The sequence below is a fragment of the Micromonospora arida genome (assembly GCF_003857035.1).
GTDB lineage: Bacteria > Actinomycetota > Actinomycetes > Mycobacteriales > Micromonosporaceae > Micromonospora > Micromonospora arida.
Genome location: NZ_QGSY01000213.1, coordinates 23,792 through 50,645 on the forward strand (window position 1 = coordinate 23,792; position 26,854 = coordinate 50,645).

At 70.9% G+C, this 26,854-nt stretch carries 21 protein-coding genes; 13 read left to right on the forward strand and 8 right to left on the reverse strand.

The window, feature by feature from the left end; genetic code table 11:
• Nucleotides 1-20 precede the first annotated feature (20 nt).
• The 10 genes from DLJ58_RS20400 (at nucleotide 21) to DLJ58_RS20445 (ending at nucleotide 13,499) form a co-directional block, all read left to right on the forward strand.
• Nucleotides 21-1,691, forward strand: a complete 1,671-nt coding sequence (locus DLJ58_RS20400) for a serine/threonine-protein kinase (protein WP_279635895.1) — start codon at nucleotides 21-23, stop codon at nucleotides 1,689-1,691.
• 179 nt (nucleotides 1,692-1,870) lie between these two features.
• A complete protein-coding gene (locus DLJ58_RS20405; protein ID WP_244219050.1) occupies nucleotides 1,871-3,442 on the forward strand; it encodes a serine/threonine-protein kinase in 1,572 nt (523 codons plus the stop codon).
• 103 nt (nucleotides 3,443-3,545) lie between these two features.
• Complete coding sequence (locus tag DLJ58_RS20410; RefSeq protein ID WP_124858619.1) at nucleotides 3,546-4,355, forward strand: metal-dependent hydrolase; 810 nt, start codon at nucleotides 3,546-3,548, stop codon at nucleotides 4,353-4,355.
• Nucleotides 4,352-5,260: an amidohydrolase family protein gene (locus DLJ58_RS20415; protein WP_124858620.1), complete on the forward strand. Its 909-nt coding sequence runs from the start codon at nucleotides 4,352-4,354 to the stop codon at nucleotides 5,258-5,260. Before DLJ58_RS20410 ends, DLJ58_RS20415 begins: the two co-directional genes overlap by 4 nt.
• 267 nt (nucleotides 5,261-5,527) lie before the next feature.
• Nucleotides 5,528-6,559: a LacI family DNA-binding transcriptional regulator gene (locus DLJ58_RS20420; protein ID WP_244219051.1), complete on the forward strand. Its 1,032-nt coding sequence runs from the start codon at nucleotides 5,528-5,530 to the stop codon at nucleotides 6,557-6,559.
• Nucleotides 6,560-6,635: 76 nt separating this feature from the next.
• On the forward strand, nucleotides 6,636-7,940 hold the full coding sequence (locus DLJ58_RS20425) for an ABC transporter substrate-binding protein (protein WP_124858622.1): 1,305 nt from the start codon (nucleotides 6,636-6,638) through the stop codon (nucleotides 7,938-7,940).
• A 67-nt stretch (nucleotides 7,941-8,007) separates the two neighbouring features.
• On the forward strand, nucleotides 8,008-8,976 hold the full coding sequence (locus tag DLJ58_RS20430; RefSeq protein WP_112583000.1) for a carbohydrate ABC transporter permease: 969 nt from the start codon (nucleotides 8,008-8,010) through the stop codon (nucleotides 8,974-8,976).
• A 1-nt stretch (nucleotide 8,977) separates the two neighbouring features.
• Nucleotides 8,978-9,865, forward strand: coding sequence for a carbohydrate ABC transporter permease (locus DLJ58_RS20435; RefSeq protein WP_124858623.1), 888 nt, complete (start codon nucleotides 8,978-8,980; stop codon nucleotides 9,863-9,865).
• A complete protein-coding gene (yicI, locus tag DLJ58_RS20440; RefSeq protein ID WP_124858624.1) occupies nucleotides 9,862-12,093 on the forward strand; it encodes an alpha-xylosidase in 2,232 nt (743 codons plus the stop codon). The genes DLJ58_RS20435 and yicI overlap by 4 nt, the downstream gene beginning before the upstream one ends.
• Nucleotides 12,090-13,499 (forward strand): GH1 family beta-glucosidase, encoded by a 1,410-nt coding sequence (locus DLJ58_RS20445; protein WP_124858625.1) that lies wholly within the window; start codon nucleotides 12,090-12,092, stop codon nucleotides 13,497-13,499. Before yicI ends, DLJ58_RS20445 begins: the two co-directional genes overlap by 4 nt.
• Before the next feature lie 165 nt (nucleotides 13,500-13,664).
• On the opposite strand, the gene DLJ58_RS20450 is transcribed toward DLJ58_RS20445, so the two are convergent.
• The 3 genes from DLJ58_RS20450 to DLJ58_RS20460 form a co-directional block, all read right to left on the reverse strand.
• Nucleotides 13,665-14,423, reverse strand: a complete 759-nt coding sequence (locus DLJ58_RS20450) for a hypothetical protein (RefSeq protein ID WP_124858626.1) — start codon at nucleotides 14,421-14,423, stop codon at nucleotides 13,665-13,667.
• Between the two features lie 56 nt (nucleotides 14,424-14,479).
• Nucleotides 14,480-15,073, reverse strand: a complete 594-nt coding sequence (locus tag DLJ58_RS20455) for a nucleotidyltransferase family protein (protein ID WP_124858639.1) — start codon at nucleotides 15,071-15,073, stop codon at nucleotides 14,480-14,482.
• Between the two features lie 270 nt (nucleotides 15,074-15,343).
• Nucleotides 15,344-17,053, reverse strand: coding sequence for a bifunctional 3'-5' exonuclease/DNA polymerase (locus tag DLJ58_RS20460; RefSeq protein ID WP_124858627.1), 1,710 nt, complete (start codon nucleotides 17,051-17,053; stop codon nucleotides 15,344-15,346).
• A gap of 120 nt (nucleotides 17,054-17,173) precedes the next feature.
• Between DLJ58_RS20460 and DLJ58_RS20465 the strand changes: the two genes are divergently transcribed.
• Both DLJ58_RS20465 and DLJ58_RS20470 read left to right on the forward strand, forming a co-directional pair.
• Nucleotides 17,174-18,880: an ABC transporter ATP-binding protein gene (locus DLJ58_RS20465; protein ID WP_244219052.1), complete on the forward strand. Its 1,707-nt coding sequence runs from the start codon at nucleotides 17,174-17,176 to the stop codon at nucleotides 18,878-18,880.
• 50 nt (nucleotides 18,881-18,930) lie between these two features.
• Nucleotides 18,931-20,622, forward strand: a complete 1,692-nt coding sequence (locus tag DLJ58_RS20470; RefSeq protein WP_244219053.1) for an ABC transporter ATP-binding protein — start codon at nucleotides 18,931-18,933, stop codon at nucleotides 20,620-20,622.
• A 5-nt stretch (nucleotides 20,623-20,627) separates the two neighbouring features.
• On the opposite strand, the gene DLJ58_RS20475 is transcribed toward DLJ58_RS20470, so the two are convergent.
• From DLJ58_RS20475 to DLJ58_RS20495, 5 genes are read right to left on the reverse strand one after another with little or no spacing between them, the layout of a single operon-like run.
• Nucleotides 20,628-21,557 (reverse strand): carbohydrate ABC transporter permease, encoded by a 930-nt coding sequence (locus DLJ58_RS20475; RefSeq protein WP_124858630.1) that lies wholly within the window; start codon nucleotides 21,555-21,557, stop codon nucleotides 20,628-20,630.
• Complete coding sequence (locus tag DLJ58_RS20480; RefSeq protein WP_124858631.1) at nucleotides 21,557-22,465, reverse strand: carbohydrate ABC transporter permease; 909 nt, start codon at nucleotides 22,463-22,465, stop codon at nucleotides 21,557-21,559. Before DLJ58_RS20480 ends, DLJ58_RS20475 begins: the two co-directional genes overlap by 1 nt.
• Before the next feature lie 18 nt (nucleotides 22,466-22,483).
• Nucleotides 22,484-23,920 (reverse strand): N-acetylglucosamine/diacetylchitobiose ABC transporter substrate-binding protein, encoded by a 1,437-nt coding sequence (gene ngcE, locus DLJ58_RS20485; protein ID WP_124858632.1) that lies wholly within the window; start codon nucleotides 23,918-23,920, stop codon nucleotides 22,484-22,486.
• 26 nt (nucleotides 23,921-23,946) lie between these two features.
• Entirely contained in the window at nucleotides 23,947-24,696 is a 750-nt protein-coding gene (locus DLJ58_RS20490; RefSeq protein WP_091403970.1) for a sugar isomerase domain-containing protein, read from the reverse strand.
• The gene (locus DLJ58_RS20495; protein WP_124858633.1) at nucleotides 24,693-25,655 is read right to left on the reverse strand and encodes a MurR/RpiR family transcriptional regulator; all 963 of its coding nucleotides are present in this window, start codon (nucleotides 25,653-25,655) and stop codon (nucleotides 24,693-24,695) included. The genes DLJ58_RS20490 and DLJ58_RS20495 overlap by 4 nt, the downstream gene beginning before the upstream one ends.
• A 203-nt stretch (nucleotides 25,656-25,858) precedes the next feature.
• Between DLJ58_RS20495 and DLJ58_RS20500 the strand changes: the two genes are divergently transcribed.
• On the forward strand, nucleotides 25,859-26,851 hold the full coding sequence (locus tag DLJ58_RS20500; RefSeq protein ID WP_124858634.1) for an N-acetylglucosamine kinase: 993 nt from the start codon (nucleotides 25,859-25,861) through the stop codon (nucleotides 26,849-26,851).
• The last annotated feature ends 3 nt before the right edge of the window (nucleotides 26,852-26,854 follow it).

Genomic DNA, 26,854 nt, shown 5'->3' on the forward strand with positions numbered 1-26,854 from the left:
CTGAGGAGGAGCGTGCACAGGTGCTGATCGCCGGTCGGTACCGGCTGCTCGACCTGGTGGGTCGCGGGGGCATGGGTCGGGTGTGGCGCGCCCGCGACGAGATGCTGCACCGCGAGGTAGCGGTCAAGGAGATCGTTCCACCAAGTTGGTTGGCCGACCCTGAACGGGCCGAGGTGCGCTCACGCACCATGCGGGAGGCGCGCGCCGCAGCCCGACTCAACCACCCCGCCGTGGTCCGGCTCTACGACGTCGTCGCGGTCGACGGCAGCCCCTGGATCGTCATGGAGTACGTCCCGTCCCGCACCCTGCAGGACGTCGTGGACGCCGAAGGGCCGCTGGAGCCGGCCCGTGCGGCCCGGATCGGGCTGGCCGTGCTCGACGCGCTGCAGGCCGCGCACACCGCCGGGGTGCTGCACCGCGACATCAAACCGCAGAACGTGCTCGTGGCGCACGACGGGCGGGTGATGCTCACCGACTTCGGGCTGGCCACCTTCGACGGCGGCGACGGCGCGATGACCCGCCCCGGCATGGTCTTCGGCTCCCCGCAGTACGTGGCCCCCGAGCGGGCCGCCGAGGGGGTGTCCACGGTCGCCGCCGATCTGTGGTCGCTCGGGGCGACCCTGCACGCCGCCGTGGAGGGGCAGTCCCCGTACGCCCGCAGCACCGCGATGGCCACCCTGAGCGCGCTGGCCGCCGGCCCGCCGGACCCCGCCCCGCACGCCGGGGCGCTCGCACCGGTGCTTGACGGGCTGCTTCGCCGCGACCCGCGTGACCGCCTCGACCACGACTCGGCCCGTCGGTTGCTGAGGGCCGCCGCGACCGGCCGGGCCGACCCGCCGTCGACGGCCGATCGGCGCTCGACCGATGGGCCGGTGCCGGGCCTGGTCGATCAGTCCGCCGACGACCCCGACCCCACCATTCCGCTGCCTGACCCGGACGCTCCGGCCGCAGCCGGCGGCGCCTCCCCCACGCCCCCGGATCCGGCGGTCGCCGGGCGTACCGCGCGCCGGGTGGCGGTGGTCGCCGTGGCGCTGCTGGTCGCCGTCGTGGCCGGCGTCGGCACCGCGCTGACCGTCGACGGTGACAAACCCCGCGACACCACCGGCTGGTCCTCCCCGACACCGAACCGTCCGCCCGACGGGGGGCCGATCGGCCCCGGCCCGCCACCGAAGGGGCGCAACGTCCCCCCGCCCCCGTTCGCCTGTGTCCGCCCGGACGTCGTCGGATCGCCCGTGCAGGCCGGTACGCCGAACCCCGGCGAGGAATTCCGGCCGCCGCCCGGCTGGGTCTGGCACGTCGACACCGCCGGCTTCCGGGTCTCCGTACCGACGACGTGGCTGACCTCCCGCGACGACGGGGTGGCGTGCTTCCAGGACCCGGCGACCGGCCGGACCTTCAGCGTCACCGAGGGCAGCGCGGCCGATCCGGTGGAGCGGCTACGGGCCGTCCGCGACGCGGCAGCCGGCGCGGGGGCGTTGCCGGGGTACGACGAGATCCGGCTCGCCGCGGGCGACGGCGGGGCCGAGTGGGAGTCCCGCTGGCGGACACCGCACGGGACTTGGCTGCACGCCCGGCAACAGATCCTCGACGCCGACCGCTGGACGCTGGGTTGGATCACCGACGACGGGGACTGGCCCGGGGCCGCAGCCGTCTGGGAATTGGTGCGAAAGAGTTTCCGACCACCCCGCTGACCTGCACCGTATGGCCATGATCCGGACCACCGTCCGTCGTGGATCGAGGCCGCTCAGTGGATGAGAAAGCCGGCATTGGTGGTTATCGTGGAACCCGGGGTGACCGAGGGGGAGCGACCGTGCATCAGTTGCTGATCGCGGGTCGGTACCGGCTGCTCGACCTGGTCGGCACCGGCGGTATGGGCCGGGTGTGGCTTGCTCGTGACGAGATGTTGCATCGCGACGTGGCGGTGAAGGAGGTCGTGCCGCCGTCCTGGCTGGCCGAGACCGAGCGCGCGGAGTTGCGGCTACGAACCCTGCGTGAGGCACGCACCGCCGCCCGGCTCAACCACCCCAACGTGGTCCGCCTCTACGACGTGGTGCACGACCGGGAGAGCCCCTGGATCGTGATGGAGTACGTGCCGTCGCGGTCGGTGCAGCAGATCATCAGCGCCGAGGGGCCACTGAGCCCGCAGCGCACCGCCCGGATCGGGCTGGCGGTGCTCGCGGCGTTGCGGGCTGCCCACGCCGCCGGGGTGCTGCACCGCGACGTGAAGCCGCACAACGTGCTGGTGGCCGACGACGGGCGGGTGGTGCTCACCGACTTCGGGCTGGCCACCTTCGACGGTGGCGACGGTGCGATGACCGGGCCCGGCACGGTGCTCGGCTCACCGCAGTTCGTCGCCCCCGAGCGGGCCCGCGAAGGAGTGTCCGACGCGCGTACCGACCTGTGGTCGCTGGGCGCGACGCTCTACGCGACGGTCGAGGGGCAGTCACCGTACGCGAGGTCAAGCGCGATGGCGACGCTCAGCGCGCTGGCCACCGAACCACCCGATCCGATGCGTCGGGCCGGTCCGTTGCGTCCCGTCATCACCGGCCTGTTGCAGCGCGACCCCTGGCGACGGTTGACCGCCATCGAGGCGGAGCCGCTACTGCGCAGCGCCGCGGCGAGCCAGGACGAGCCCGCCGGGCCGGTCCGGTCCTCGGCCGTCGCGGCGCTGCTCAGTGCCGGCCGGGCCATCGCACCCCACCCGGTCGAACCGGTGGCCCCGCCGGACGAGCCGGCCACGCCAGCCCCGAGCCCACGCCCGCGGCACCCACCCGGCCGGCGACGGCGCCTGATCGCCCTGGGTGGCGCGGCCACCGCTCTGCTCGTCGCGGGAGGCGTCACGCTGGCCCTGGTCAACCGAGGCGATGAGCGGATTCCACCGTCCGGCTCGGGTGGTGGCGCACCGACCTCCCGGCCGGCGGCGTTCGCGTGCGCGTCGTCCCCGCCACCGGCGGCGACCCCGGTGGTGTCGGTGTCACCGCCAGCCGACGTGAAGTACGGGCTGCGCGAGGGTTGGACCTGGTACGACGACCCGACCGGGTTTCGGATCGCCGCGCCGGTGGGTTGGGCGCGCTGGACCGAGGGCTCGGTGACCTGTTTCCGGAAATCCGGTGGGTCCCGGGTGCTCAGTGTCGAGGCGGGGCCGGCCCGCGCGGACCCGGTGGCGTACTGGAAGGCCGAGGAGACTCGACTGACCGCGAGCGCCGCGCTGCCGGGCTATCGCAAGGTGGACATCTCCGCGATGGACATCTTCAAGGGTGGCGCGGTCTGGGAGTGTGGCTGGCAGAACGCCGTCGGCGTTCCGGTGCACAGCTTCCGGCTGTTGGCCAACACCTCGGCCGACCGTTCCTACACCGTCTCGTGGTTGACAGAAGAGTTCGACTGGCAGGTCAACGCGGCATACTTGCCGATGATCCGGCAGAGCTTCACCCCCACCCTGTGACACGGTCCGATGTGGACTCTTTGGGTGATGCCCCTGCGGCGCCGACGCTGACTACAGTGGCGTAGTTTTGGGCGCTCAAGATCCCTGGGGAGGGTGAGCCGAGATGATGGGACCGCAACACGCGCTGTCCGGCGCGGCGGTGTGGCTGGCTGGCTCCTGGGCGTTGGAGCAGTTCGCCGACTACCACCAGTCGCCGCTCGCGTTGGCGGTGGGCACCGCGGTGTGCGCCGGTGGCGCGCTCTTTCCCGACCTCGACATGTCGGGCAAGGTGACCAAGAACCAGGGCGGGGCCACCGTGGCCCGTACCTTCGGAGTCTTCTCGCTCTTCGCCGCCGAGGTGATGGAAAAGATTTCTCTCGGGGTCTACTACGCCACCAAGCTCAGCAGGGACCCCCGCCGCAACAACGGGCACCGGACGCTGACCCACACGCTGCCGTTCACAGTGCTGGTCGGCTGGGGCACCACCGCGCTCTGCGCCGCGTACGGCAAGTGGGCGGTCATCACCATCCTGTTCTTCATGTTCGGCCTGGCGCTGCGCGGGCTGTTCGACGAGTGGGCCGAGCGGGCCGGGTGGGTGATCATCACTCTCGCGTCGGCCGGGGCGGCCTGGTTCACCTTCGCCAACCTGCCGGGCGGACGCGGCTATCCGCTGATCGGCACCGCGCTGGGCGTGGGCTGCTTCGTGCACATCCTCGGCGACATGATCACCAGAGCGGGCGTGCCGATCCTCTGGCCGATCCCGATCAAGCGGCGCATGTGGATGATGATCGGCCTGCCGAACAGCATCGCCCTGCGCGTCGGCAGCAAGGCCGAAGTGGTCGGGATGCGCATCGCCCTGACCGTCGTCTCGGCGCTCGCCACCGTCGGCCTGATCGCGCCCTCGGTGCTGAGCCGCTTCGACATCGACATATGACCGATCCGGCGCCGGCGATCCCGCCGGCCGAGGACGAACGCGTACCGGAGTTCTGCCGCGACCTGGGGCTGCCCGGTCTCGCCGACGTGCACGTGCACTTCCTGCCGCCGCGCCTGCTGCGTCGGGTGTGGGCCTACTTCGACGCCGCCGGGCCACTGGTCGGCACCGAGTGGCCGATCCGCTACCGGTGGAGCGACGCCGACCGGGTGGCGCATCTGCGCCGGCTCGGGGTGCGGGCGTTCAGTGCCCTGGCGTACGCGCACCGACCGGGCATGGCGGCGGAACTCAACCGTTGGACGCTGGACTTCGCCCGCGACACCCCCGGGTGCCTGGCCTCGGCCACGTTCTACCCCGAGCCGGAGGCCCCCGGGTACGTCGAGGCGGCCCTCGCCGAAGGTGCCCGAGTGCTCAAGGTGCACCTACAGGTCGGCGGCTTCGCACCGACCGATCCGGCGCTGGACCCGGTGTGGGGGATGCTGTCCGACGCGGGTGTGCCGGTGGTGGTGCACGCCGGGCACGCACCGGTGGGGACGGCCAACACCGGTCCGGACCCGTTCGCCGCCCTGCTCGCCCGCCACCCTCGGCTGACCGCCGTGGTGGCGCACCTGGGCGCCCCGGACTACCGGGCCTTCCTGGACCTCGCCGAGACGTACGAGCGGGTCCGGCTGGACACCACAATGGCCTTTACGCCCTTCTTCGACCATTTTGTCCCCTTTCCCGCTGAGGAGCTGCCCCGGTTGCGCGACCTGGGGCTGGCCGGCAAGGTGCTGCTGGGCAGCGACTTCCCGAACATCCCGTACCCGTACGCCGACCAGGTGACCGGGCTGGCCCGACTGGACCTGGGCGACGACTGGCTACGCGCGGTCTGCTGGAACAGCGCCGCCACCCTCTTCAACCTGCCCTGACCCCACGGCTCAGCTCCGCGATCTTGCACTTTCTGTCCCGACACAAGGTGCACATCCATCCATATCGGCAACAGGAACTGCAAGATCGGCGCGGACTGCTCGCTACGCGGGCTCGGGGCCGCGCACCCGCTGAATTCTTTTCGACATCGGCTATTGACGTCGCCGTAACAGGTGGCCTAGCGTCCTGTCGAACCGCTTCGTCGAAACGCTTCGACGAAGTTCGGGAGCGGTCCCACCCCAGGCCGGAGGAGGTGCGCGGTGGCCACCATGCACGACGTCGCCCGCCTCGCGCAGGTCTCGGTCAGCACCGTCTCGTACGTGCTCACCGGCACCCGGCCGATCTCGCAGGCCACCCGCAACAAGGTGCTCGCCGCGATGGCACAGCTCGACTACCAGCCCAACGCGATGGCCCGCGGGCTGGCCAGCCGCCGCAGCCGGATCCTCGGCCTGCTGATGCCGATGGACGAACGCGGCCTCGGCGCCACCGAGACCGCGTTCGTCACCGGTGCCGCCGCCGCGGCCAGCGTCGCCGGCTACCACCTGGTGCTCTCGCCGGTGGGCGGGGGCGACCTCGACGACCTGCGTCGGCTGGCCAGTCAGCGGATGCTCGACGGGGTCGTGCTGATGGAGGTCCAGCTGGCCGACGAGCGGGTCACAGTGCTCCAGGAGGCGGGGGTGCCGCTGGTGCTGATCGGCCGCACCGACGACACCAGCACGCTCTCCTACGTCGACATCGACTTCGACCAGACCGTCCGGGAAGCCGTCGCGCACCTGGCCGGCCTCGGGCATCGGCGGATCGTCTACGTCAACCACTCGGCCGCCACGTTGGCCAGCGGTTACGGGCCCGCGCTGCGTACCCGTGACGCCTTCACCGCGGCGATGACCGGGCACGGCCTGGAGCCGGTGATGATCGCGGCCGAGGACAGCGCCGCCGGCGGGCGGGCCGCCCTGGCCGCCGCGTTCGCGCAGGCCCCGGAACTGACCGCGGTGCTGGCCATGAACGAGACGGCGATCTTCGGCATCCTCGGCGAGCTGACCGGCCGCGGGTTGTCCGTGCCCGACGACGTCTCCGTCGTCTCGATGGTCACCTCGCCGCAGGTCGCCGAACTGGCCACCCCGGCGCTGACCGCGATGACGTCACCCGGTTCGGCGCTCGGCCGGATCGCGATCGAGGCGCTGACGCGCCACCTGGACGGCCCCGCTGACCTTCGTCACCAGCAACTGCTGCCGTGCACGTTGGAGATCCGGGGGTCGACCGCAGCGCCACGAAGCCGCCAGCCAATGGTGGCCGACAAGTAGATGGCCCGCCGCCGCGCTGCAACGCGACGACGGGCCCCGTGAAGTACCGGCTAGATACTCAACGAGGAGGATGGTAATGCAGCGATTCCGCCGGCTCGTCGCCGCGATCGCCCTGGCGGCGACAGCGACGACCACCGTGGCCGCCTGCGGCGGTGGTGACAACGGGGACAGCAGCGACGCCAAGGTTCTCAAGCTCTGGCACTACGAGAGCGAGAACAGCGCCATGGGGGTCGGCTGGAACCGGGCGATCGAGCTCTTCAAGTCCGAGCACCCGGGCGTCGAGGTGCGCTTCGAGCGCAAGGCGTTCGAGCAGATCCAGCAGAACGCGGGCATGATCATCAACTCGTCCGAGGGCCCGGACATCATGGAGTACAACAAGGGCAACGCGACCGCCGGGCTGCTCTCCTCCCAGGGCCTGCTGGCCGATCTGAGCAGCGAGGCCGACAAGCGTGGCTGGGCCGGCAAGCTCAGCCCCAGCCTGCAGACCACCGCCCGGTACAGCGACAAGGGCGTGATGGGCTCCGGCAAGTGGTTCGGTGTGCCGAACTACGGCGAGTACGTCACGGTCTACTACAACAAGGACCTGTTCCAGCAGAACGGCGTCAAGGTCCCGACCACCATGGCCGAGATGACCGCCGCGATGGACACCTTCGTCGGCAAGGGCGTCACCCCGCTGGGCATGGCCGGCGCCGAGTACCCGGCCGGGCAACTCTTCTACCAGCTCGCCCTCTCCAAGGGCGACCGGCAGTTCGTCGACAACTACCAGCTCTACAAGAACCCGGTCGACTTCAAGGCCGACCCGCTCAAGTACGGCGCGGACACCTTCGCCCAGTGGGTGCAGAAGGGCTACGTCGCGAAGAACTCGGCCAGCCTCAAGGCCGAGGACATGGGCACCGCCTTCATCGGCGGCAAGGTTCCGATGATCGTCTCCGGTAGCTGGTGGTACGGCCGGTTCAAGACCGAGATGAAGGCCAACTGGGACACCTTCCTCTTCCCCGGCAACACCCTGCAGGCCGGCTCCTCCGGCAACCTCTGGGTGGTCCCGGAGAACAGCAAGGCCAAGAGCCTGGCGTACGACTTCATCGACATCACCCTGCGTCCGGAGATCCAGGACCTGATCGGAAACAACGGTGGTGTTCCGGTCGCCGCTGACGCGTCGAAGATCAGCGACCCGAAGGACCGCAAGCTGATCGAGGACTTCAACACGGTCAGCAAGCAGGACGGGCTCGCCTTCTACCCGGACTGGCCGGTCCCCGGCTACTACGACGTGCTGGTCTCCGGCTTCCAGGGTCTGATCAACGGCTCGAAGTCGCCCGACCAGGTTCTCGACACGATCGCCAAGCCGTACGCCGATGGCGTCAAGGAGATCACCGGCAAGTGACACGGCGAGCGGCGGGCGCGACCGGCACGACCGGCGCGCCCGCCAGCCCCGCCGGGAAGGATCTTCCATGGCTGTCTCCGAGACGGTCGCCGCCACACCGCCGGCCGCGACCCCCACCCCGCCCGCGCCCAGCCGCAGACGCCGCGGCCGCAACGCGGCGTACTGGCTCTACCTGCTCCCCGGAGCGGTGCTCTTTCTCCTGGTCATCGGTGCGCCGCTGGTCGGCACCCTCTACCTGTCGCTGACCAAGTGGTCCGGCATCGGCGACCCCCGGTGGGTCGGCCTGGACAACTACCAGCAGTTGCTGCAGGACGACGTGTTCTGGGCGTCGTTCCGCAACACCGTCTGGATGCTCGTCGCGATGGTGGTGGTGCCCACAGTGCTCGGGCTGCTGCTCGCCGCGGTGCTCTTCGACGTCATCGGCCGCCGGTTCAAGCCCCGCACCGCCGCCGCGTTGCGGGCCGCGTTCTACCTCCCGCAGGTGCTGCCCGTCGTGGTGGCCGGCATCGTCTGGGGCTGGATCCTGCGCCCCGACGGCGCGTTCAACAGCCTCCTCGACGCGGTCGGTCTCGGGGCGTTACGCCACGACTGGCTCGGCGACCCGGGCACCGCCCTGCCGGCCGTGATGGCCGTGATGATCTGGGTGCAGATCGGCTACCCGGTGGTCGTCTTCATGGCGGCGTTGCAGCGGGTCGACCCCGAGTTGTACGAGGCGGCCGAGGTCGACGGTGCGAACTGGCTGCACCGGTTCCGGGCGATCACCCTTCCGCAGATCCGGCCGGAGACCTTCGTGGTGGCCCTGACCTGCACCATCGCCGCGTTGAAGGTGTTCGGGCCGATCTTCGCCCTGACCCGGGGCGGCCCGGACAACGCCACGAACGTGCCGTCGTACTTCGCCTACTACACGTTCTTCAAGAAGCTGCAGGTCGGCTACGGCTCCGCGATCTCCATGGTGCTGACACTGATCATCGTGGTGGTGGCCGGGATCTTCATCTGGATGCAGGCCCGCAGCGAGCGCCGGGACCGGGGGTTCTGACATGGCCGTCACGCTCACACCGAGCACGGCGCCGGTGACGCCGGCCCGGCCCGTACGCGATCGACACCACCGCGGCGTCAGCCGCTGGGTGGTGCTCGCCCTGGTCACCCTCGGCGCGCTCGTCATGCTGGTGCCGTTCGCGTTCATGCTGCTCAACGCGTTCAAGTCGCCCGGCGACTACTCCTCGGGCGGCCCGCTGAGCTGGCCGACGGAGTTCTACACCAAGGGTCTGCGCACGTACTGGACCGAGGTGAACTTCCCGCTGAAGTTCTGGAACTCGGCGATCATCGCCGGCTCGGTGGCCGTGCTCGGCGTCGCCGTGTCACTGCTCAACGCGTACGCCCTGGGCATCGGCCGGGTCCGGGGCCGGCTGTGGATCGTCGGTCTCTTCCTGCTGGCCAACATGCTGCCGCAGGAGGCGCTGATCTACCCGCTGTACTACGTGGCGAAGCAGGTCGGCCTCTACAACACCCAGCTCTCGGTGATCATCATCTTCACCGTGATCCAGAGCGCGTTCGGCACCTACCTGCTCGCCTCGGTGATGGGCACGTTCCCGCGCTCGCTGCTGGAGGCCGCCGCCCTGGACGGCGCCGGCAAGTGGACGGTGCTGTGGCGGGTGGTCTTCCCCAACCTGCGACCCACCCTCGCGGTGCTGCTCATCTTCTTCTTCATCTGGACGTGGAACGAGTTCCTCATCCCGCTGGTCATGCTGATCGACAACCAGACGCAGACCATTCCGGTCGCGCTCGCGTCGTTGCAGGGCGACCGGCTGATGGACGCTCCGACCACCAATGCCGGCGCGCTGATCAGCCTGGTGCCGGCCATCCTCTTCTTCCTCATCTTCCAGCGCACTCTGGCGCGCGGCATCACGGCAGGAGCCGAGAAGTGAAGTTCACCGACGGGTACTGGCAGCTGCGCCCCGGCGTCAGCGTCCTGCGCCCTGGCGTCGTGGAGTCGGTGGAGCCGGACGAGCGCGGCTTCACCGTCTTCGCACCAACCGGTCAGATCACCGGCCGAGGCGACACCCTCAACCGTCCCCTGGTCACCGTCCGGTTCTTCTCCCCCGCCCCCGGCGTCATCGGGGTGACCATCGCCCACCACACCGGTGGGCTGCCCCGCGAGCCGCACTTCGGGCTGAGCACCGACGAGACACACCCGGTCACCGTCGACGTCACCGGGCTCAGCGCGACGCTGACCACCGGCGAGCTGACCGCGCGGGTCGCGCTCATCGACGGGTGGCGGGTCGACTTCCTGCACGGCGACCGACTGGTCACCGCGTCCACCGCACGCAGCATCGGCGTCGTCACCGACGCCGAGGGCCGCCGGCACGTACACGAACGGCTCGCCCTCGGTGTCGGTGAGACGGTGTACGGGTTGGGCGAGCGCTTCGGCCCGTTCGTCAAGAACGGGCAGACCGTCGACATCTGGAACGCCGACGGAGGCACCGCCAGCGAGCAGGCGTACAAGAACGTGCCGTTCTACCTGAGCAGCACCGGCTACGGGGTCTTCGTGGACCACCCGGAGCACGTGTCGTTCGAGGTCGGCTCCGAGGTCGTCGCCCAGACCCAGTTCAGCGTCGAGGGCCAGTCACTCACCTACTACGTCATCGACGGGCCCAACCCGAAGGACGTGCTGCGCCGGTACACCGCCCTCACCGGCCGTCCGGCCCGGATCCCCGCGTGGTCGTACGGCCTCTGGTTGTCCACCTCGTTCACCACCTCGTACGACGAGAAGACGGTGACCGAGTTCGTCGACGGGATGGCCGAGCGCGGGCTGCCGCTGTCGGTGTTCCACTTCGACTGTTTCTGGATGCGTCAGTTCCACTGGGTCGACTTCATCTGGGACCCGGCGACCTTCCCCGACCCGGAGGGGATGCTGCGCCGGCTGCACGAGCGCGACCTGAAGGTGTGCGTCTGGATCAACCCGTACATCGCGCAGCGCTCGTACCTCTTCGAGGAGGGCCGCGAGGCCGGTTACCTGGTGCGCAACCCGGACGGTTCGGTCTGGCAGTGGGACAAGTGGCAGGCCGGCATGGCGCTTGTCGACTTCACCAACCCGGACGCGGTCCGCTGGTTCACCGGCAAGCTCAAGGCCCTGCTGGACATGGGCGTCGACTGCTTCAAGACCGACTTCGGTGAGCGCATCCCGACCAACGTGGTGTGGCACGACGGCTCGGACCCGCAGCGGATGCACAACTACTACTCGTACCTCTACAACAAAGCGGTCTTCGAGCTGCTGGAGTCCGAGCGCGGCGAGGGCGAGGCCGTGCTGTTCGCCCGCTCGGCCACCGCCGGCGGACAGCAGTTCCCGGTGCACTGGGGCGGCGACTGCGAGTCGACGTTCGTCGCGATGGCCGAGTCGCTGCGCGGCGGGTTGTCCCTGGCCGCGTCCGGCTTCGGCTACTGGAGCCACGACATCGGCGGCTTCGAGGGCACCCCCGACCCGGCGGTGTTCAAGCGGTGGGTCGCCTTCGGGTTGCTCTCCTCGCACTCCCGGTTGCACGGGTCAGGCTCGTACCGGGTGCCGTGGGCGTACGACGAGGAGGCCGTGGACGTCCTGCGGCACTTCACCCACCTCAAGCTCGGCCTGATGCCGTACCTGGCGGCCGCCGCCCAGGAGGCTCACCGCGACGGGACGCCGGTGATGCGGCCGATGTTCCTGGAGTTCCCGGACGACCCGGCGACGGCGCACCTGGACCGGCAGTACATGCTCGGCCCGGACGTGCTGGTCGCGCCGGTGCTCAGCGCCGACGGCGACGTCACGTACTACGTGCCCGCCGGCACCTGGACGCACCTGGTCAGCGGCGCGCAGGTCACCGGCCCGGCCTGGTTGACCGAGAAGCACGGCTTCGACAGCCTGCCGGTGCTGGCCCGACCGGGCGCGGTCATCCCGTTCGGCTCCCGCACCGACCGACCCGACTACGAGTGGGCCGACGATGTGCGGCTGCGGGTGTACGCACCGACCGACGGGCAGCGGACCCGGGTACGGGTACCGTCACCCGGCAACGGACCGGGCGCCGAGTTCGACGTGCGCTACGAGGGTGGGACGGCCAGTGCCGAACTGGTCGCCGGCACCTCGACGGGTTACATCTGCGAGATCCAGGGGACGGAACGATGACGCAACACCACTTCCCGGAGAGCTTCGTCTGGGGGTCGGCGACGGCGGCGTACCAGATCGAGGGCGCGGCGCACGAGGACGGGCGCGGACCGTCCATCTGGGACACCTACAGCCACACGCCCGGTCGGACCCTCAACGGTGACACCGGTGACGTGGCCGCCGACCACTACCACCGGTGGGCCGACGACCTCGGACACATCGCCGACCTGGGGCTCGACGCGTACCGGTTCTCCATCTCCTGGCCCCGGGTGCAGCCGGGCGGCTCGGGCCGGTTCAACCAGGCCGGCATCGACTTCTACTCGCGGCTGGTGGACGGGCTGCTGGAGCGGGGCGTCCGCCCGGTGGCCACCATGTACCACTGGGACCTGCCGCAGGAGTTGGAGGACGCCGGAGGGTGGGCGGCGCGGGAGACCGCGTTGCGCTTCCAGGAGTACGCGGCGGGCATCGTCGGTGCACTGGGCGACCGGGTGCACACCTGGACGACGCTCAACGAGCCGTGGTGCTCCGCGTACCTGGGCTACGCCTCCGGCGTGCACGCGCCGGGTCGGACCGAACCGGCGGCGGCGCTGGCCGCGGTGCACCACCTCAACCTCGCGCACGGCCTGGCCGGTCGGGTGGTTCGGGAGCTGGCCCCGTCCGCCGAGCTGTCGGTGACGCTGAACCTGCACGTCGTCCGGGGCGCGTCCGACTCGGCGCCCGACCAGGACGCGGTCCGGCGGATCGACGCACTGGCGAACCGCGCGTTCCTCGGCCCGATGCTGGACGGCGAGTACCCGGCCGACCTGCTGGCCGACACCGCCTCCGTCACCGACTGGTCGTTCGTCCGCGAGGGCGACGAGAAGCTGATCGCGGTGCCGCTGGACGTGCTCGGGGTCAACTACTACTCCAGCACCCTGGTCCGGGCCTGGGACGGGGTGTCGGCCCGCTCGGACGCCGACGGGCACGGCGCGTCGACGTCGACGCCGTGGGTTGCCGCGGAGAACGTCGACTTCCTGCCGCAGCCCGGCCCGTACACGGCGATGGGTTGGAACATCGACCCGCCGGCGCTGACCGAGCTGCTGCTGCGTCTCCAGCGCGAATACCCCAGCCAGCCCATGATGATCACCGAGAACGGCGCGGCGTTCGACGATGTGGTGTCGGCCGACGGCCGGATCCACGACGACCGGCGGATCGACTACCTGCGTCGGCACATCGGCGCGGTGGCCGACGCCCGCGCGCAGGGCGCGGATGTGCGCGGCTACTTCGTCTGGTCGTTGCTGGACAACTTCGAGTGGGGCTACGGCTACGACCGTCGCTTCGGCATCATCCGGGTCGACTACGACACCCAGGTACGCACCTGGAAGGACAGCGCCCACTGGTACCAGCGTCTCGCCGCCACCGGAAAGCTGGACTCGGCGCAGGACTGAAGTACCCCGCCACGCCCGCACCGAGCTTGCGGCCATGTCCTGACGAGCGTGATGCCTGTGAGTCATCCTGATGACTCACAGGCATCAGGCATTCCGGGAAGCGCGACGCAACGCCTCCTGGGCCGTCGGCTCGACCCGGAACCGTCGGGAAGGTGCTTTCGCCGATCACGGCCTGGGCAGGTGGGCGCAGAGCTTCCTGGGGAAGGCCGGCTCGGTGGTGCGGACAGGTCCGCAGCCGGCCTCCGTCGAGTTGGCGATCGTCTCCCAGCCGCCCTGGCCGGCCCACCGCAGAAAATAGCGGCGCACGTTGACCGACGCGTCGCAGCCGGGCCGCGGCTCGGCACCGCAGGGCACCGGATCGAACGGCACCGTCATGACCAGCCAGGTGCCGTCGCAGCCCTCGACTGATCCGGTCGAGTGCCGGGACACGTCCATGCCGCGGACCACGACGCTCACCCACGCCTGGTCACAGTGGTCCTTCGGCATCGGACCGCAACCGAAAGTCGGGTCGCAGCGCTGGTACCCCGCACCGTCGGGCTTCCACGGCTGCTCGTTGAGCACGACGGTCCGGCCGGCAATCGGCCCTGGCGCTGTCAACGTCACCTCGCCCGGCGTGTGGGTGGGGCAGGCCCCAACCACCCCGGACAGGCGCGAATCCTGCACCACGTTGGCGTAGATCCGGTTGTTCTCCTCGGTGAAGTAGGTGATTCGCGGATTCCGGGAGCAACCATCCGCGTCACCCAGCAACGCCACGGTCAGCACGAGCGAGCGCGGGTCCGCGCCGGCCCGGACGGCCGTGACATCAGTCTGGTAGGTGGTCCAACCGGTGTCTGCGGCCGGGCCGACCTGCACGGGCGCGTCGCCCGGCCTGGCGCAGCCGACGAGCACGGCCAGGCACAACAGGGCGGTGGTGAGTCGACGCATGCACCGAGTATCGCCAGTGGACGGCCCGGCACATCCGTACGGATACTCAGGCCGCCTTAGACCCCGACGCGCTGCGGCGGGACGGTGAGCCCGTAGAGCTCCATCAGCTCCGGGGTGTCGATCCGGCTGCCGTCGGCCACCGAATCGCAGGCGATGTCGACGATCTGGTCCTTGTGCGCCAGCAGGTACGGTCGGGCGCCCACGTCGGCGCTGGCGAGGGTGGCGATCCCGGGCCAGTGCCGGCGGCCGAAGAGCATCGGGTAGCCGCGCAACCCGTCGTAGGTGGCGCAGACGAGCACGTCCGGGTACGGCAGCGCGGCCACCCGGCGGACCGCCACGGCGGTCAGGCCCGGCATGTCGACGGGGACCACCACCACCGCCTCGATCCCGTCGTCGTCCATGGCGGCCAGGCCGGCCCGGATGGACGAGCCGACTCCGGTGCCCCACGCCTTGTTGATCACAACGGTGGCCTTGCCCAGGTCGGCGGTCTCCCGGACCTGCTCAGCGGCGGCACCCAGCACGACCACGATCTGCTCGCAGCCCGCCTCGGTCATCGTGTCGATCATCTGATTGACCAGGGGCTTGTCTCCCTGGTGCAGCAGCGCCTCGGGACCACCGATCCGTCGTCCCCCGCCTGCGGCGATGATCATTCCTGCGATCCGGTTCAGCTGCGCCCCCTCCAGCACGGGATGGACCGTGTCCGATCCACCCCCTCCTACGGACCTTGCAACGAGGGCGGCCGCTCGCGGGTGGCGGGGCGTAAAGGAGAAATAGTGCAACCGTTATACACCGGACCGTGGCAGCGCCCCCGCACCGTCGCCGCCACCCCCTGCCGGGAGTCGTTGATCAAGTGATGAAAAGTAGGTCAGGAGCGCTCCTGGAACCTACTTTTCATCACTTGATCACGGTGAGAGCAGGGGTCAGGCCGCGTCGGCGTAACAGTCGACGATGGACAGGTCCAGGGGGAACCGGACCGGCGTCGCGCCGAAGAGCAGCGCGGAGGCGCGCTCGCCGCAACGGTTGACAGCCTCGGCGACCGCCTCCGCCTGATCGGCCGGTGCGTGCACGACCACCTCGTCGTGCTGGAAGAAGACCAGCTCGGCGTCGGTGCCGGACAACTCCGTCCGCAGTGTGGCCAGCAACGTGGAGGCCCACTCCGCCGCCGTGGCCTGGATGACGAAGTTGCGGGTGAAGCGCCCCCGGGACCGGGCGGCCCGCGCCCGCGGACTGTGCGGGTCACCCGCCCCCTCCGGATCGGAGGGCTCGTCGTCGAGATCACCGAACCCCGCCGAGCCGGGCGGACACGTCCGCCCCAGCCACGACCGCACCAGCCCACCGTTCTCACCGGTACGCGCCGCAGCCTCGACGTAACCGAACGCCGTCGGGTAGCTGCGCTTCAGCACCGCCAACGCGGGCACCGCGGCCCCGCCGGTCTGCCCGTACATCGCGCCGAGCAGTGCCACCTTGGCCTTGGCCCGGTCGCCGCCGAACGAGTCCCGGGCCAGGGCCGCGTAGAGGTCGCCGGCACCGCCCGCGGCCGCCAACCGCGCGTCGTCGGAGACCGCGGCCAACACCCGGGGCTCCAACTGACCGGCGTCGGCGACCACCAACCGCCAACCCGGATCGGCCACCACCGCCCGCCGGATCACCTTGGGGATCTGCAACGCGCCACCACCCCGGGTGGCCCACCGGCCGGAGACGACGCCAGCCGGCACGTACTCCGGTTGGAACCGGCCGCCCCGCACCCACTGATCGAGCCAGGCCCAGCCGTGCGCCGTCCAGATCCGGTAGAGCTCCTTGTATTCCAGCACCAGCGGCACCGCCGGATGGTCCACCCCGCGCAGCACCCAGGCCCGGGTGTTGGGCAGCTCCACCCCGACCCGGGCGAACGCCTTCAGCAGCTCCGCCGGGGAGTCCGTGTGCAGGCCGCGTACGCCGAGAGCGTCGGCGATCCGGGCGGCCAGCTCGGCGAGTCGGCGTGGCGGACCACCGACCGGGGACGCCTCGCCGAGCAGCTCGTGCAGGATCTCGTTGTGCACGTCGGCACGCCAGGGCAGCCCGGCGACGCCCATCTCCGCCGCGATCAGCGCGCCGGCCGACTCGGCGGCCACCAGCAACCGGAACCGGCCGGGGTGCTCGGTCGCGGCGACGCGGGTGAGCTGGTCGGCGTACACCTGGGTCAGTGCCTCGATGCCCGGGCCCGGCGGACCGGGCAGGGTGTCGAAGAGCGCGCCCTGCCCGTGCCCGGGCGGTGCGGCGGCGCGCGGCGGCGGGTCGGGCGGCACCGCCGCGCCGGTCAGCCGTGCCCAGGCGGCGGCCAGCGAGCGGGGCTCACCCCAGCGGCCCGCGTGCCCGAGCAGCAACGCCTCGGTCAACTCCACGTCGTGACAGCGATCGACCCGGACGCCGGCGCGCAGCAGCGACGGGTAGACCGCCGTGGCGGTCGACCAGACCCAGCGCGGGTGCTCGGCGGCCTCGCGGGCGGCGACCGCGGCGACCAGATCGGTGACGACCTCAGGCGGCCCGGTCGGCCGCCCGGTGACGTCCAGCGGGCACAGCACTCCCCCACCCCGCTCGTCGGACACCACCGCCACCAGCACGAACGTGATTCTGCCTCTCCCCTCCGACACAAACGGAGGCGCACCTCACCATGATCGGGTCAGTGCGGCGTCGGAGGTGGTCGGTAGCGTGATCGGGTGCCTCCCCAGATCCCGCATCCCGATCCTGGCACCCCCGACGCCCGCGGTCCGATGCGCTACCTCTGGTGGCTGGTCCGCTGCCAACCCTGGCGGGTGCTGCGCGGCAGCCTGATCGGCACGGCCTGGATGATCGGGCTCTCGGCCCGGCCCTACCTGATCGCCCGCGCCGTCGACGACGGGCTGCGCGAACGCGACACCCAGGCCCTGGCGCTCTGGGTCGCGGCGATCGTCGTCGCGGGCGTGGCCCTGTCCTACCTGGGCATCATGCGGCACCGCACGATGACCTTCATCCGGGAGGACGCCAAGGCCCGCTCGGCGGAGGTTCTGCTGCGCCACCTGTCCCGCATCGGCGCGGTGCTGCCCCGCCGGGTCGGGGCGGGCGAGGTGTCCACCATCGGGGGGTCCGACATCGACTGGACGGCGCAGGTGCTGACGCTGACCGGGCCGGGCGTCGGCGCGGTCGTCGCGTACGGGGTGATCGCCGTGGTGCTCTGGTCGATCTCACCGATGCTCGCGCTCTGCGTGCTGGTGGGGGTGCCGGTCGTCGGTCTGATCGTGGGGCCGCTGCTGCGCCGCCTGGAGCAGGTCGAATCGGTCTACCGCCGGCAGCAGGGCGCGCTCACCGCCCGATCCGGCGACATCGTGGCCGGGCTGCGGGTGCTCGCCGGGGTGGGCGGCCGGGACCTGTTCGCCCGGCGGTACGCGTCCCGGTCCCAGGAGCTACGCGCCGAGGGCTACCGGGTCGGCGCGGTCAACAGCTGGATCGACGCGGCGACGGTCGCCATCCCCGGGTTGTTCCTGGCGGCGGTGGTGTGGCTCACGGCCCGGATGGCGGTGACCGGTGACGTCACGATCGGCGAGTTGGTCGCCGTCTACGGCTACGTGGCGACCCTGATCGTGCCGGTCTGGTTTCTGCTGGAGGGCAGTCACCAGCTCATCCGCGGTCGGGTCGCCGCCCGGCGGATCGCCGATCTGCTCAACGTGACACCGGACGACGTCGGTGGCCCGGGTCGCCGGTGGCCGGGCGCCGTGCCCGAGGCACGCCGGCCGGATGCCCTGGCCGCACCGGTCGGCCCGGCCGACCTGCACGACCCGCTGACCGGCCTGACCGTGCGCGCCGGCCAGCTGACCGGGGTGGCGGCAGACGACCCGGCGGCGGCCGTGGCGTTGGCCGACCGGCTCGGCCGGTACGTCGCCAGCGACGTCACCTGGGGCGGCGTGCCGCTGCGCGAGGTCGCCCTGGACGAGGTCCGCGCGCGGATCCTCGTCGCCGACCACGACTCCTACCTCTTCGCCGGCACGCTGCGCGACATCCTGCGCGCCGGGGCCGACGACGACGACGAACGGATCGGCGCGGCCCTGCGGACCGCCTCGGCACAGGACGTCGTCGACGCCCTGCCCGCCGGGCTGGACACCCCGATCGACGCCCGAGCCCGGACGCTCTCCGGCGGTCAACGCCAACGGCTGCGCCTGGCCCGGGCGCTGAGCGGCGAACCCGAGGTGCTGATCCTCGTCGACCCGACGTCGGCGGTGGACGCGCACACCGAGGCACGGATCGCCGAGCGGCTGCGGACCGCGCGGGCCGGGCGGACCACAGTGGTGATCGCCACGTCGCCGCTGCTGCTCGGCCGGGCCGACCTGGTCGCGCTTCTGAGCGCCGGCCGGATCACCGCCACCGGCAGCCACCCCGACCTGCTCGACGACGACCCGGCCTACCGGCACCTGGTGGCCCGCGGCAGCGAGGAGGCGTACCGGTGAGCCGACTGCCGGTGGCCGACCGCCGCACCGTACGCCGGGCCCTGCGGGACATGATCAGCCGGCACCGGCGCGCCGTCGGGGTCGTGCTGGCGCTGCACAGCGCCGCCGCGGTCACCGGGCTCGCCCCGCCCTGGCTGCTGGGCACCATCGTCGACCGGGTCACCGCGGGCGCGAGCGTGGCCACTGTGGACCGGTTGGCACTGGCCATCGCCGGCTGCGTCCTGGTCAGCGCCCTGCTCTCCCGCTACGCCCAGTACGCCGGCCACCGCTTCGGCGAACGGGCCGTGGCCGAGCTGCGCGAGGAGTTCGTCTCCCGGACCCTCGGGCTTCCCGTCTCGGTCGTCGAGCGTGCCGGCTCCGGGGACCTGGCCACCCGCAGCTCGGTCGACGTGTCGACGGTCGGCACCACCGTGCGGGACGTGGTGCCCACCATCGTCATCGCCACGGTGCAGTTGACGTTGCTGTTCGGGGCGGTCTTCCTGCTGCACCCGCTGCTCGGGTTGGCCGCGCTGGCCGGGCTCCCGTCGATCGTGGCGGTGACCCGCTGGTACCTGCGCCGGGCCAGCTCCGCGTACCTCACCGAGGGCGCGGCGGCGGCCGAGCTGACCGAGACGCTGACCACCACCGCCGAGGGCGCGCGCACCGTGGAGGCGCTGCGGCTGACCGACGACCGGATCAAGCACGGCACCACCCGCGTCACGATGGTGTGGCGGGCCCGCCGGGCGACCCTCGCGCTGCGTACCGTGTTCTTCTCGGTCGTCGAGGCCAGCTATCCGCTGCCGGTCGCCACGGTCCTGCTCGTCGGTGGCTACCTGTTCTCCCGGGACATGGTGTCGCTCGGCGCGGTGGTCGCCGCCGCGCTCTACCTGCAACAGGCGATCGACCCGATGGACCGGCTGTTGCAGTGGACCGAGCAGGCGCAACGCGGCTTCGCGTCGTACGCGCGGCTGCTCGGCGTCGGCATGGTCCCGCCGGAACCACCCGGCACGACCGCCTCGTCACGGGGTGAGCGGCTCGTCGTCCGTGGGGCCCGGTTCTCCTACTCCGACGGGCCGGACGTGCTGCACGGCATCGACCTGGAGGTGCAGCCCGGTGAGCGGCTGGCCGTCGTCGGCCCGTCCGGCGCCGGCAAGTCCACCCTGGCCCGGCTGCTGGCCGGGATCGACGCGCCGCGGCACGGCGTCGTGAGCATCGGCGGCTGCCCGGTCACCGACCTCGACCCGGCCGAGCGACGCCGCCGGATCGCCCTGGTCACCCAGGAGCACCACGTCTTCATCGGCTCGGTACGCGACAACCTCTCCTTCGCCGCGCCCGACGTCTCCGACGAACAGATGCGCGCCGCGCTGCTCACCGTGGGCGCCGAGTGGTTTGCCGAGCTGCCCGACGACCTGGACACCCAGATCGGCGACGGGGCCCGTCAACTCGGTGCGGCCGAGGCCCAACAGCTCGCGCTGGCCCGGTTGGTGCTCGCCGACCCGCACACGCTGATCCTGGACGAGGCGACCGCCGCGCTCGATCCGTCCACCGCCCGCCGGACCGAACGCGCGCTGGCCGCCGTGCTGGTCGGGCGGACCGTCATCGCGATCGCGCACCGGCTCAACACCGCGCACGACGCCGATCGGGTCGCCGTGCTCGCCGACGGTCGGATCACCGAGATCGGCAGCCACGACGAGCTGGTCGCGGCCGGCGGGGCGTACGCAGCCCTGTGGCACTCCTGGCACACCCGCGTCGACGAGCGCTGAGCGTCCTACTTCACCGCGCCGGAGGTGAGGCCGGCCTGGATCTGACGCTGGAACACCGCGTACACGATGATCATCGGGAGGATGGCGATGGTCAGCGCGGCGAACAGCCCGGACCAGTCCGCCTCGTAGCCGGCGTTGACGGAGATGTCGGCGATGCCCTGGGTGAGGACCCATTTGTCCTTGGCGTTGGAGAGCAGCACCAACGGGAGCTGGTACTGCGCCCACTGACCGATGATGTTGAAGATCGTCACGCTGATCAGGCCCGGCTTCGCCATCGGCATCATGACCTGGAAGAACAGTCGAGTGTGCCCGCAGCCGTCGATCATCCCCGCCTCGGCCACCGACGACGGCAACGTCTTGAAGAACGCGGCCAGGAAGAACACCGTGAACGGCAACGAGTACGCGCTGTAGACCAGCACCACTCCGGTGTGGGTGTCCAGCAGACCCAGGTTCTTCACCACGAAGAAGAGCGGCACCAGTGCCAGGAAGACCGGGAAGGCCAACCCCGAGACGAAGAGGAAGTAGACCGCCCGGTTGCCCCAGAACTTGTAGCGGGCCAGCACGTACGCGGCCATCGAACCGAGCAGCATGGTGAGGAACGTGCTGCACGACACCACGATCACGCTGTTGAGGAAGTATCGCCCGACGTGCGCCTTGGTCCAGGCCCGCCCGAAGTTCTCCCAGCGCAGCTCGGCCGGCAGCGTCCACGGGCTGCTGAAGATCTCGCTGGTGTTCTTGAACGCGGCGAGGAAGGTCCAGAGGATCGGCACGATCACGATCACCGCCCACACGGCGAGCGCGACGTGCCCCAGGCCGGCGAATAGCCGTACCTCCGAGCGGGGGCCCTTGCTCCCCGACCCGGCGGGGGCGGACGGGTCACCGGTCTTCGGCGGTAGCGCCGCCGGCGTCGGCGGCAGCGTCGACTGCGGATTCATCAGTACTCCACGCTTTCCCGCTTGGTGAGCCGCAGCGTCAGCGCCGCGAACGTGAGGGTGAGGAAGAACAGCGCCACGCCCATCGCCGAGGCGTAGCCGTACTTCGAGTAGACGAACGCGTTGCGGTAGATCTCCATGGCGAGCACCGTGGTGGCGCCGTCCGGGCCGCCACCGTCCACCGAGAGCACCGCCACGATGGCGAACGCGTCGAACGCCGCGATCCCCAGGTACACCCAGGCCACCTGGAGGGTGTCCCACAGCAGCGGCAGGGTGACCCGGAAGAACAGGGTCACCTTCGTCGCCCCGTCCATCTCGGCGGCCTCGTAGATCTCACCGGGGATGGAGGCCATCCCGGCCGAGAAGAGCACCACGTAGAAGCCGACCGCCTGCCAGACCAGCACCGCGATGATCGACCAGAGGGCCAGGTTCGGCTTGACCAGGAAGAGGATCGGCTCGAGGCCGAACTTCATCAACACGCCGTTGATCAGGCCGGACTCGTTCGGCCGGTACACCATCTGGAACAACACCGCGATGATGGCCACCGCCAGGACCTGGGGGAAGAAGAACACCACCCGGTAGAACTTCGCCCCCCAGACCCCCTGGCGTTGACCACCGCTGCTCTTGCCGCCCACGTTGAGCAGGAAGGCGAAGAACAGGGCGATGGCAATGGTGATCAGCGGCAGGGCAAGCAGCAGTACGCCGTGGTGCTGGACCGCTTTCCAGAAGGCCCCGTCGTCGAGCAACCTCCGGTAGTTGTCGAAGCCCACCCACTGCGGGGCCGACAGCCCCCGCCAGTTGGTCATCGAGATCTGGAACGCCTGCGCGTACGGCCAGATCACGAAAGTCACGTACAGCGCGACCGGGGCGAACAGGAACCCGATCACGAATGGATACTTGCCGTGCCGCATGACCCTAGCTCCGATCGATCAGCGCTTGAACTTGGTGACGGAGCTGTCCTTCTTGATGGCGTCGGCGCGCTTCTGGATCCGCTCCACGAAGGCGTCCGCGTTGATCCGGCCGAACATCAGCTCGTTGGTGGCGGTGCGCGCCTCCGTGTCGAGCTCCTTGTACCAACCGTCGAAGTACAGGTTGAACACGTCCTGACCGGCCGCCTTGAGCGCGGCCTGCGAGCTGGCCACACCGGGCGGGAAGGAGAAGCCCTCCGAGCCGGCGGTGACCACGGTCGGGGCCTTGACCACCTCGGTGAAGCCCTTCGCGCCCGCCGTCGAGAGCATCTGACGCATGTACTCCAGCCCGCCCTTGGGGTTCTTGCTCTTCGCCGAGACAAAGTAGCCCTCACCGGCGGTGGCGCGCAGCGCGGTGGCCGGCAGCTTGTCCGACGCGGACATGCTCGGCACCGGCATGAGCTGGTAGTCGAAGCCGGCCGGGGTGTCCTTCTTCTGCTCGCCCTCCAGCCAGTCACCGCTGGGGTACAGGGCAACCTTGTACTGGTTCTGCCGCAGCTGCACGTCGGTGTGCTTGAGGCCCTCGAAGCTCTTGTCGCTGAACTTCGCCCCAACCTCGGCCCATGCGGTGGCCGCCTGCTTCACGGCGTCCTGCTGCCAGGCGCCGTCCTCCAGGTTGTCGATGTTCTTCAGCACGTCCGTGCCGCCGATCTTGGCGGCGTGGGTGAGGATCACGTTCCACTGGTAGTAGGCCGCGTTCGCACCGGCGTAGCCGTACGGGGTGATGCCCTTGGCCTTGATGGCCGTGAGCAGGGTGATGAACTCGTCCCAGTTCTTCGCCGGCGCCCAGCCGTTGTCCTTGAACAGCTTCGCCGAGTACCAGATGCCGAAGACCGTGGAGACGTAGTACAGGACGAACGGCTTGCCGTTGAACGAGCCCGCCTCGATGGTGCCCGGCACCACCGTGTCGCGGACCTTCTTGCTCGGGTCGTCGACCGACGGCGCGTCCCACAGCTCGGTGAGGTCCTGGAGCTGCCCGTCGGCCACGAGCGCGCCGAAGTCCATCAGCTTCTCGCCCGAGTTGTTCACGAACTCCGGCGGGTTACCGGAGGCGAACCGCGGCTGGAGCACGGTGGAGACGGCCTGGGTGGCCTGGTGCTTGACCTCCGCCTTGGGGAACGCCTTCTTGTACAGCGGCTCGTGCACGTCGGTGGCGTACTTCTCGCCGTAGCCACCGTTGAAGATGACCACCTCGATCGCGGCGTCCTCCTTGACGCCCAGCGGGTTCTTCTCGCTCTTGGTGCCGCCGGCGACCTGCTCGTTGTCGCCGTCGCTGCCGCTGGTGGCGCAGGCGCCGAGCAGGCCGATGGCCGGAGTGGCGAGCATGCCCACGGCGGCGGCGCGACGCAGCACCGTGCGACGGTCGAGTGCGGCCGGGTGTTCGGGGGTAATCGACATCGTCGTCTCTCCTTGTGAAATTCGGGTCATGCGGTACGCCGGAGACGTCCGGCGTACCGCGACTCGAGGGCGAGGTTGTGCTCGTCCCCGCCGGGGACGTTGGCGGAGAGGTAGATAGGGGGCACCTCTCCGGCCTGGTGGAACCGTCGTACGACCTCGGCGGTCAGCAACTGCGCCAGCAGCGCGGTGGTGACCGAGGAGACCGCACAGACCGCGCCGCCGCCCTCGAGCGGCAGCAGTGCATCGCCGTACGGCGCGCCGTTGTCCAGCACGACGTCGGCGAGGTCGGCGAGCCGGTGCCCGGACGGGTGCCGTGGGGCGACCCGCGCGGTGTGCTCGACCGAGGTGACCGCGATCAACGGGTGACCGCGCTCGGTGACCAGCGCCGCCAGCTCGACCACCGAGCCGTTGATGCCGGATTGGGACGCCACCACGAACACGTCGCGCGGCTGGGGGGCCGCGAGCGCGTAGATCTGGTGGGCGATGGAGGGATCACGTTCCAGCTTGGGGTCGGCGAGCACGTCACGCGGGGCGTCACCGTGCATCACCAGGTCCCGTACCGAGAGCCGGTTGGTGGGGACCAGCCCGCCGGCCCGGGCGACCAACTCGGCGGCGAACGCCTCCGAGTGCCCGGCGCCGAACGCCTGGAGCACGCCGCCGTCGCGCAGGCTGTCGGCGATCAGGTCGGCGGCCCGGGTGATCCCGTCGGCCTCCGAGTCGAGCAGCCGGTCGAGCACCGGGCGGACGGCGTCCGCGTACCCCTGGGCGCTGATCACGAGCCGGCCCCTTTCGCTGCCTTGTGCCCGTCGACGGCCTGCGCCGTCCGCCGGAAGGCCGCGTGCGCGCGGTCGTGCGTGCGTTGGGCGACGGCGATGTAGAGCAGGTCGAGCACCACCAGTTGGGGGTGCCGGGCAGAGAGCGCGTCCGGCCGGAAGGTGGTGGCCTGGCTGGCCGTGAGCAGCACGATGTCGGCCAGCTCGGCCAACGGGGAGCGGGGGAAGCCGGTGAGCGCGAGCGTGGTGGCGCCCCGGCTGCCCGCCTCGGCGAGCATCTCGATCGTCTCCCGGGTCTGCCCGGTGTGCGAGATCCCGAGCGCCACGTCTCCGGCGCGCAGCAGCGCGGCGCTGGCCAGCCCCTCGTGCACGTCGTTCCACGCCCACGCCGCCACACCGATGCGGTGCAGGCTGAACTGCATCTCCTCACCGACCAGGGCGCTGCCGCTGGCACCGAAGATGTTCACCCTGCTGGCGCCGGCGATCGCCACCGCGGCCCGCTCCACCTCGCTGAGGTCGAGCAGGGTGGCGGTGTCGTGCATGGCCCGGGTGTCGGCGGCCATGATCTGGTCGAGCACCCGGGCGAGCGGGTCGCTCGGCTGGATCTCCCGTCCGATGTCGACGGTCCAACCGGCCGAGCGGGCCCGGCCGGTCTCGGAGGCGATGCCCAGTCGCAGGTCGGCGTACCCCTCGAAGCCCATCGCCCGGCAGAAACGGGTGATGGTCGCCGGCGAGGTGCCACTGCGCTCGGCCAGCTCGACGATGGTCGAGCGGGCGGCGGCCTCCGGGTCGCTGAGCACGTGCTCGGCGACGCGGTGCAGGGCACCGGTCAACTCGCCGAGCCCGTTGCGGACCCTGGCCAGCACCCCGTCGGAGGTTGATCCGAGGGCGTTCCGCCGGTCGATCGCATCGGCGTCGACCACCGCGGTCCCCGCAGCGGTGTCCACCTCATGATCAACCATCGACGCCTCACATTTTCAAAGGACTCTTAACTGTTAGTGGTAAAATTTCTTACTGAACGACCGTCTATGTCAAGACCGTGGGCGAAGTTTTCAAACTGTTACCTGGCGCACAGCCCCTCACGCCGGCCACAACTTGCCCCGCACGACCCCGCCGACCAGCATGAACAAGCCAGATCGCCGTTCCGCGCAAGGAGACCGTGCCGATGTCCGACACCGTGGTGGTGGGTCTCGATGTCGGCGGTACGTCCACCCGGGCGACCGTCCTCACCCTCACCGGGCAACGCGTCGGCACCGGCCGAGCCGGCGGCGGCAACCCCACCAGTCACGGCGCCGAACGCGCCGCCGCCGAACTGCTGACCTCGCTCCGCGAGGCGCTCGCCGACCTCGACCCGACCCGGGTCGCCGCCGGCACCATCGGTCTCGCCGGAGCGGGCCGGCTGCTCGCCGACCCGGCCGGACGGGCCGCCTTCGACCAGGCCTGGCACGACGCCGGCCTGCGCTGCCCGTACGAGGTGCACGGCGACGCCCTGGTCGCGTACGCCTCCGGCACCGCCGCCCCGGACGGAACCATCCTCATCGCCGGCACCGGGGCGATCACCGCCCAGGTCCACGAGCTGCGGCTCGACCGGGTCGCCGACGGCCACGGTTGGCTGCTCGGCGACGCCGGCTCGGGCTTCTGGCTCGGTCGGGAAGCCGTGCGCCGGCTGCTCGCCGACCTCGACACCGGCCGCGGGCTCGGCGCACTGACCACGACCGTGCTCACCGACATTCTGGGCAGCGCCGACATCGCCGCCCGCCCCCGGGACACCGTCGACGCCACCATCCAGGCGGTGACCCGTCGACCCCCCATCGACCTGGCCCGGCTCGCGCCGCTGGTCGTCGACGCCGCCACCCACGGCGACCCGGTCGCCACCGAACTGATCACCGACGCGGCCGGGCACCTCACCGAGAGCGTGACCCGCATCCGCCCCGCCGGGGCTGTGACACCGATCGTGCTCGGCGGCGGCCTGCTCACCGCGGACACCCCACTGGCCGCCGCCGTCCGGGCCGAGATCGCGCGACACTGGCCGGAAGCGCCACTGCGTACCGCCGGAGACGGTGCCGCCGCCGCAGCCTGGCTCGCCGCCCGTGGCCTACCCGAGGTGACCGACCCTGCGGCTTTGCACGCCCGCCTCTTCCCCACCCCCACCCCCTGAGGC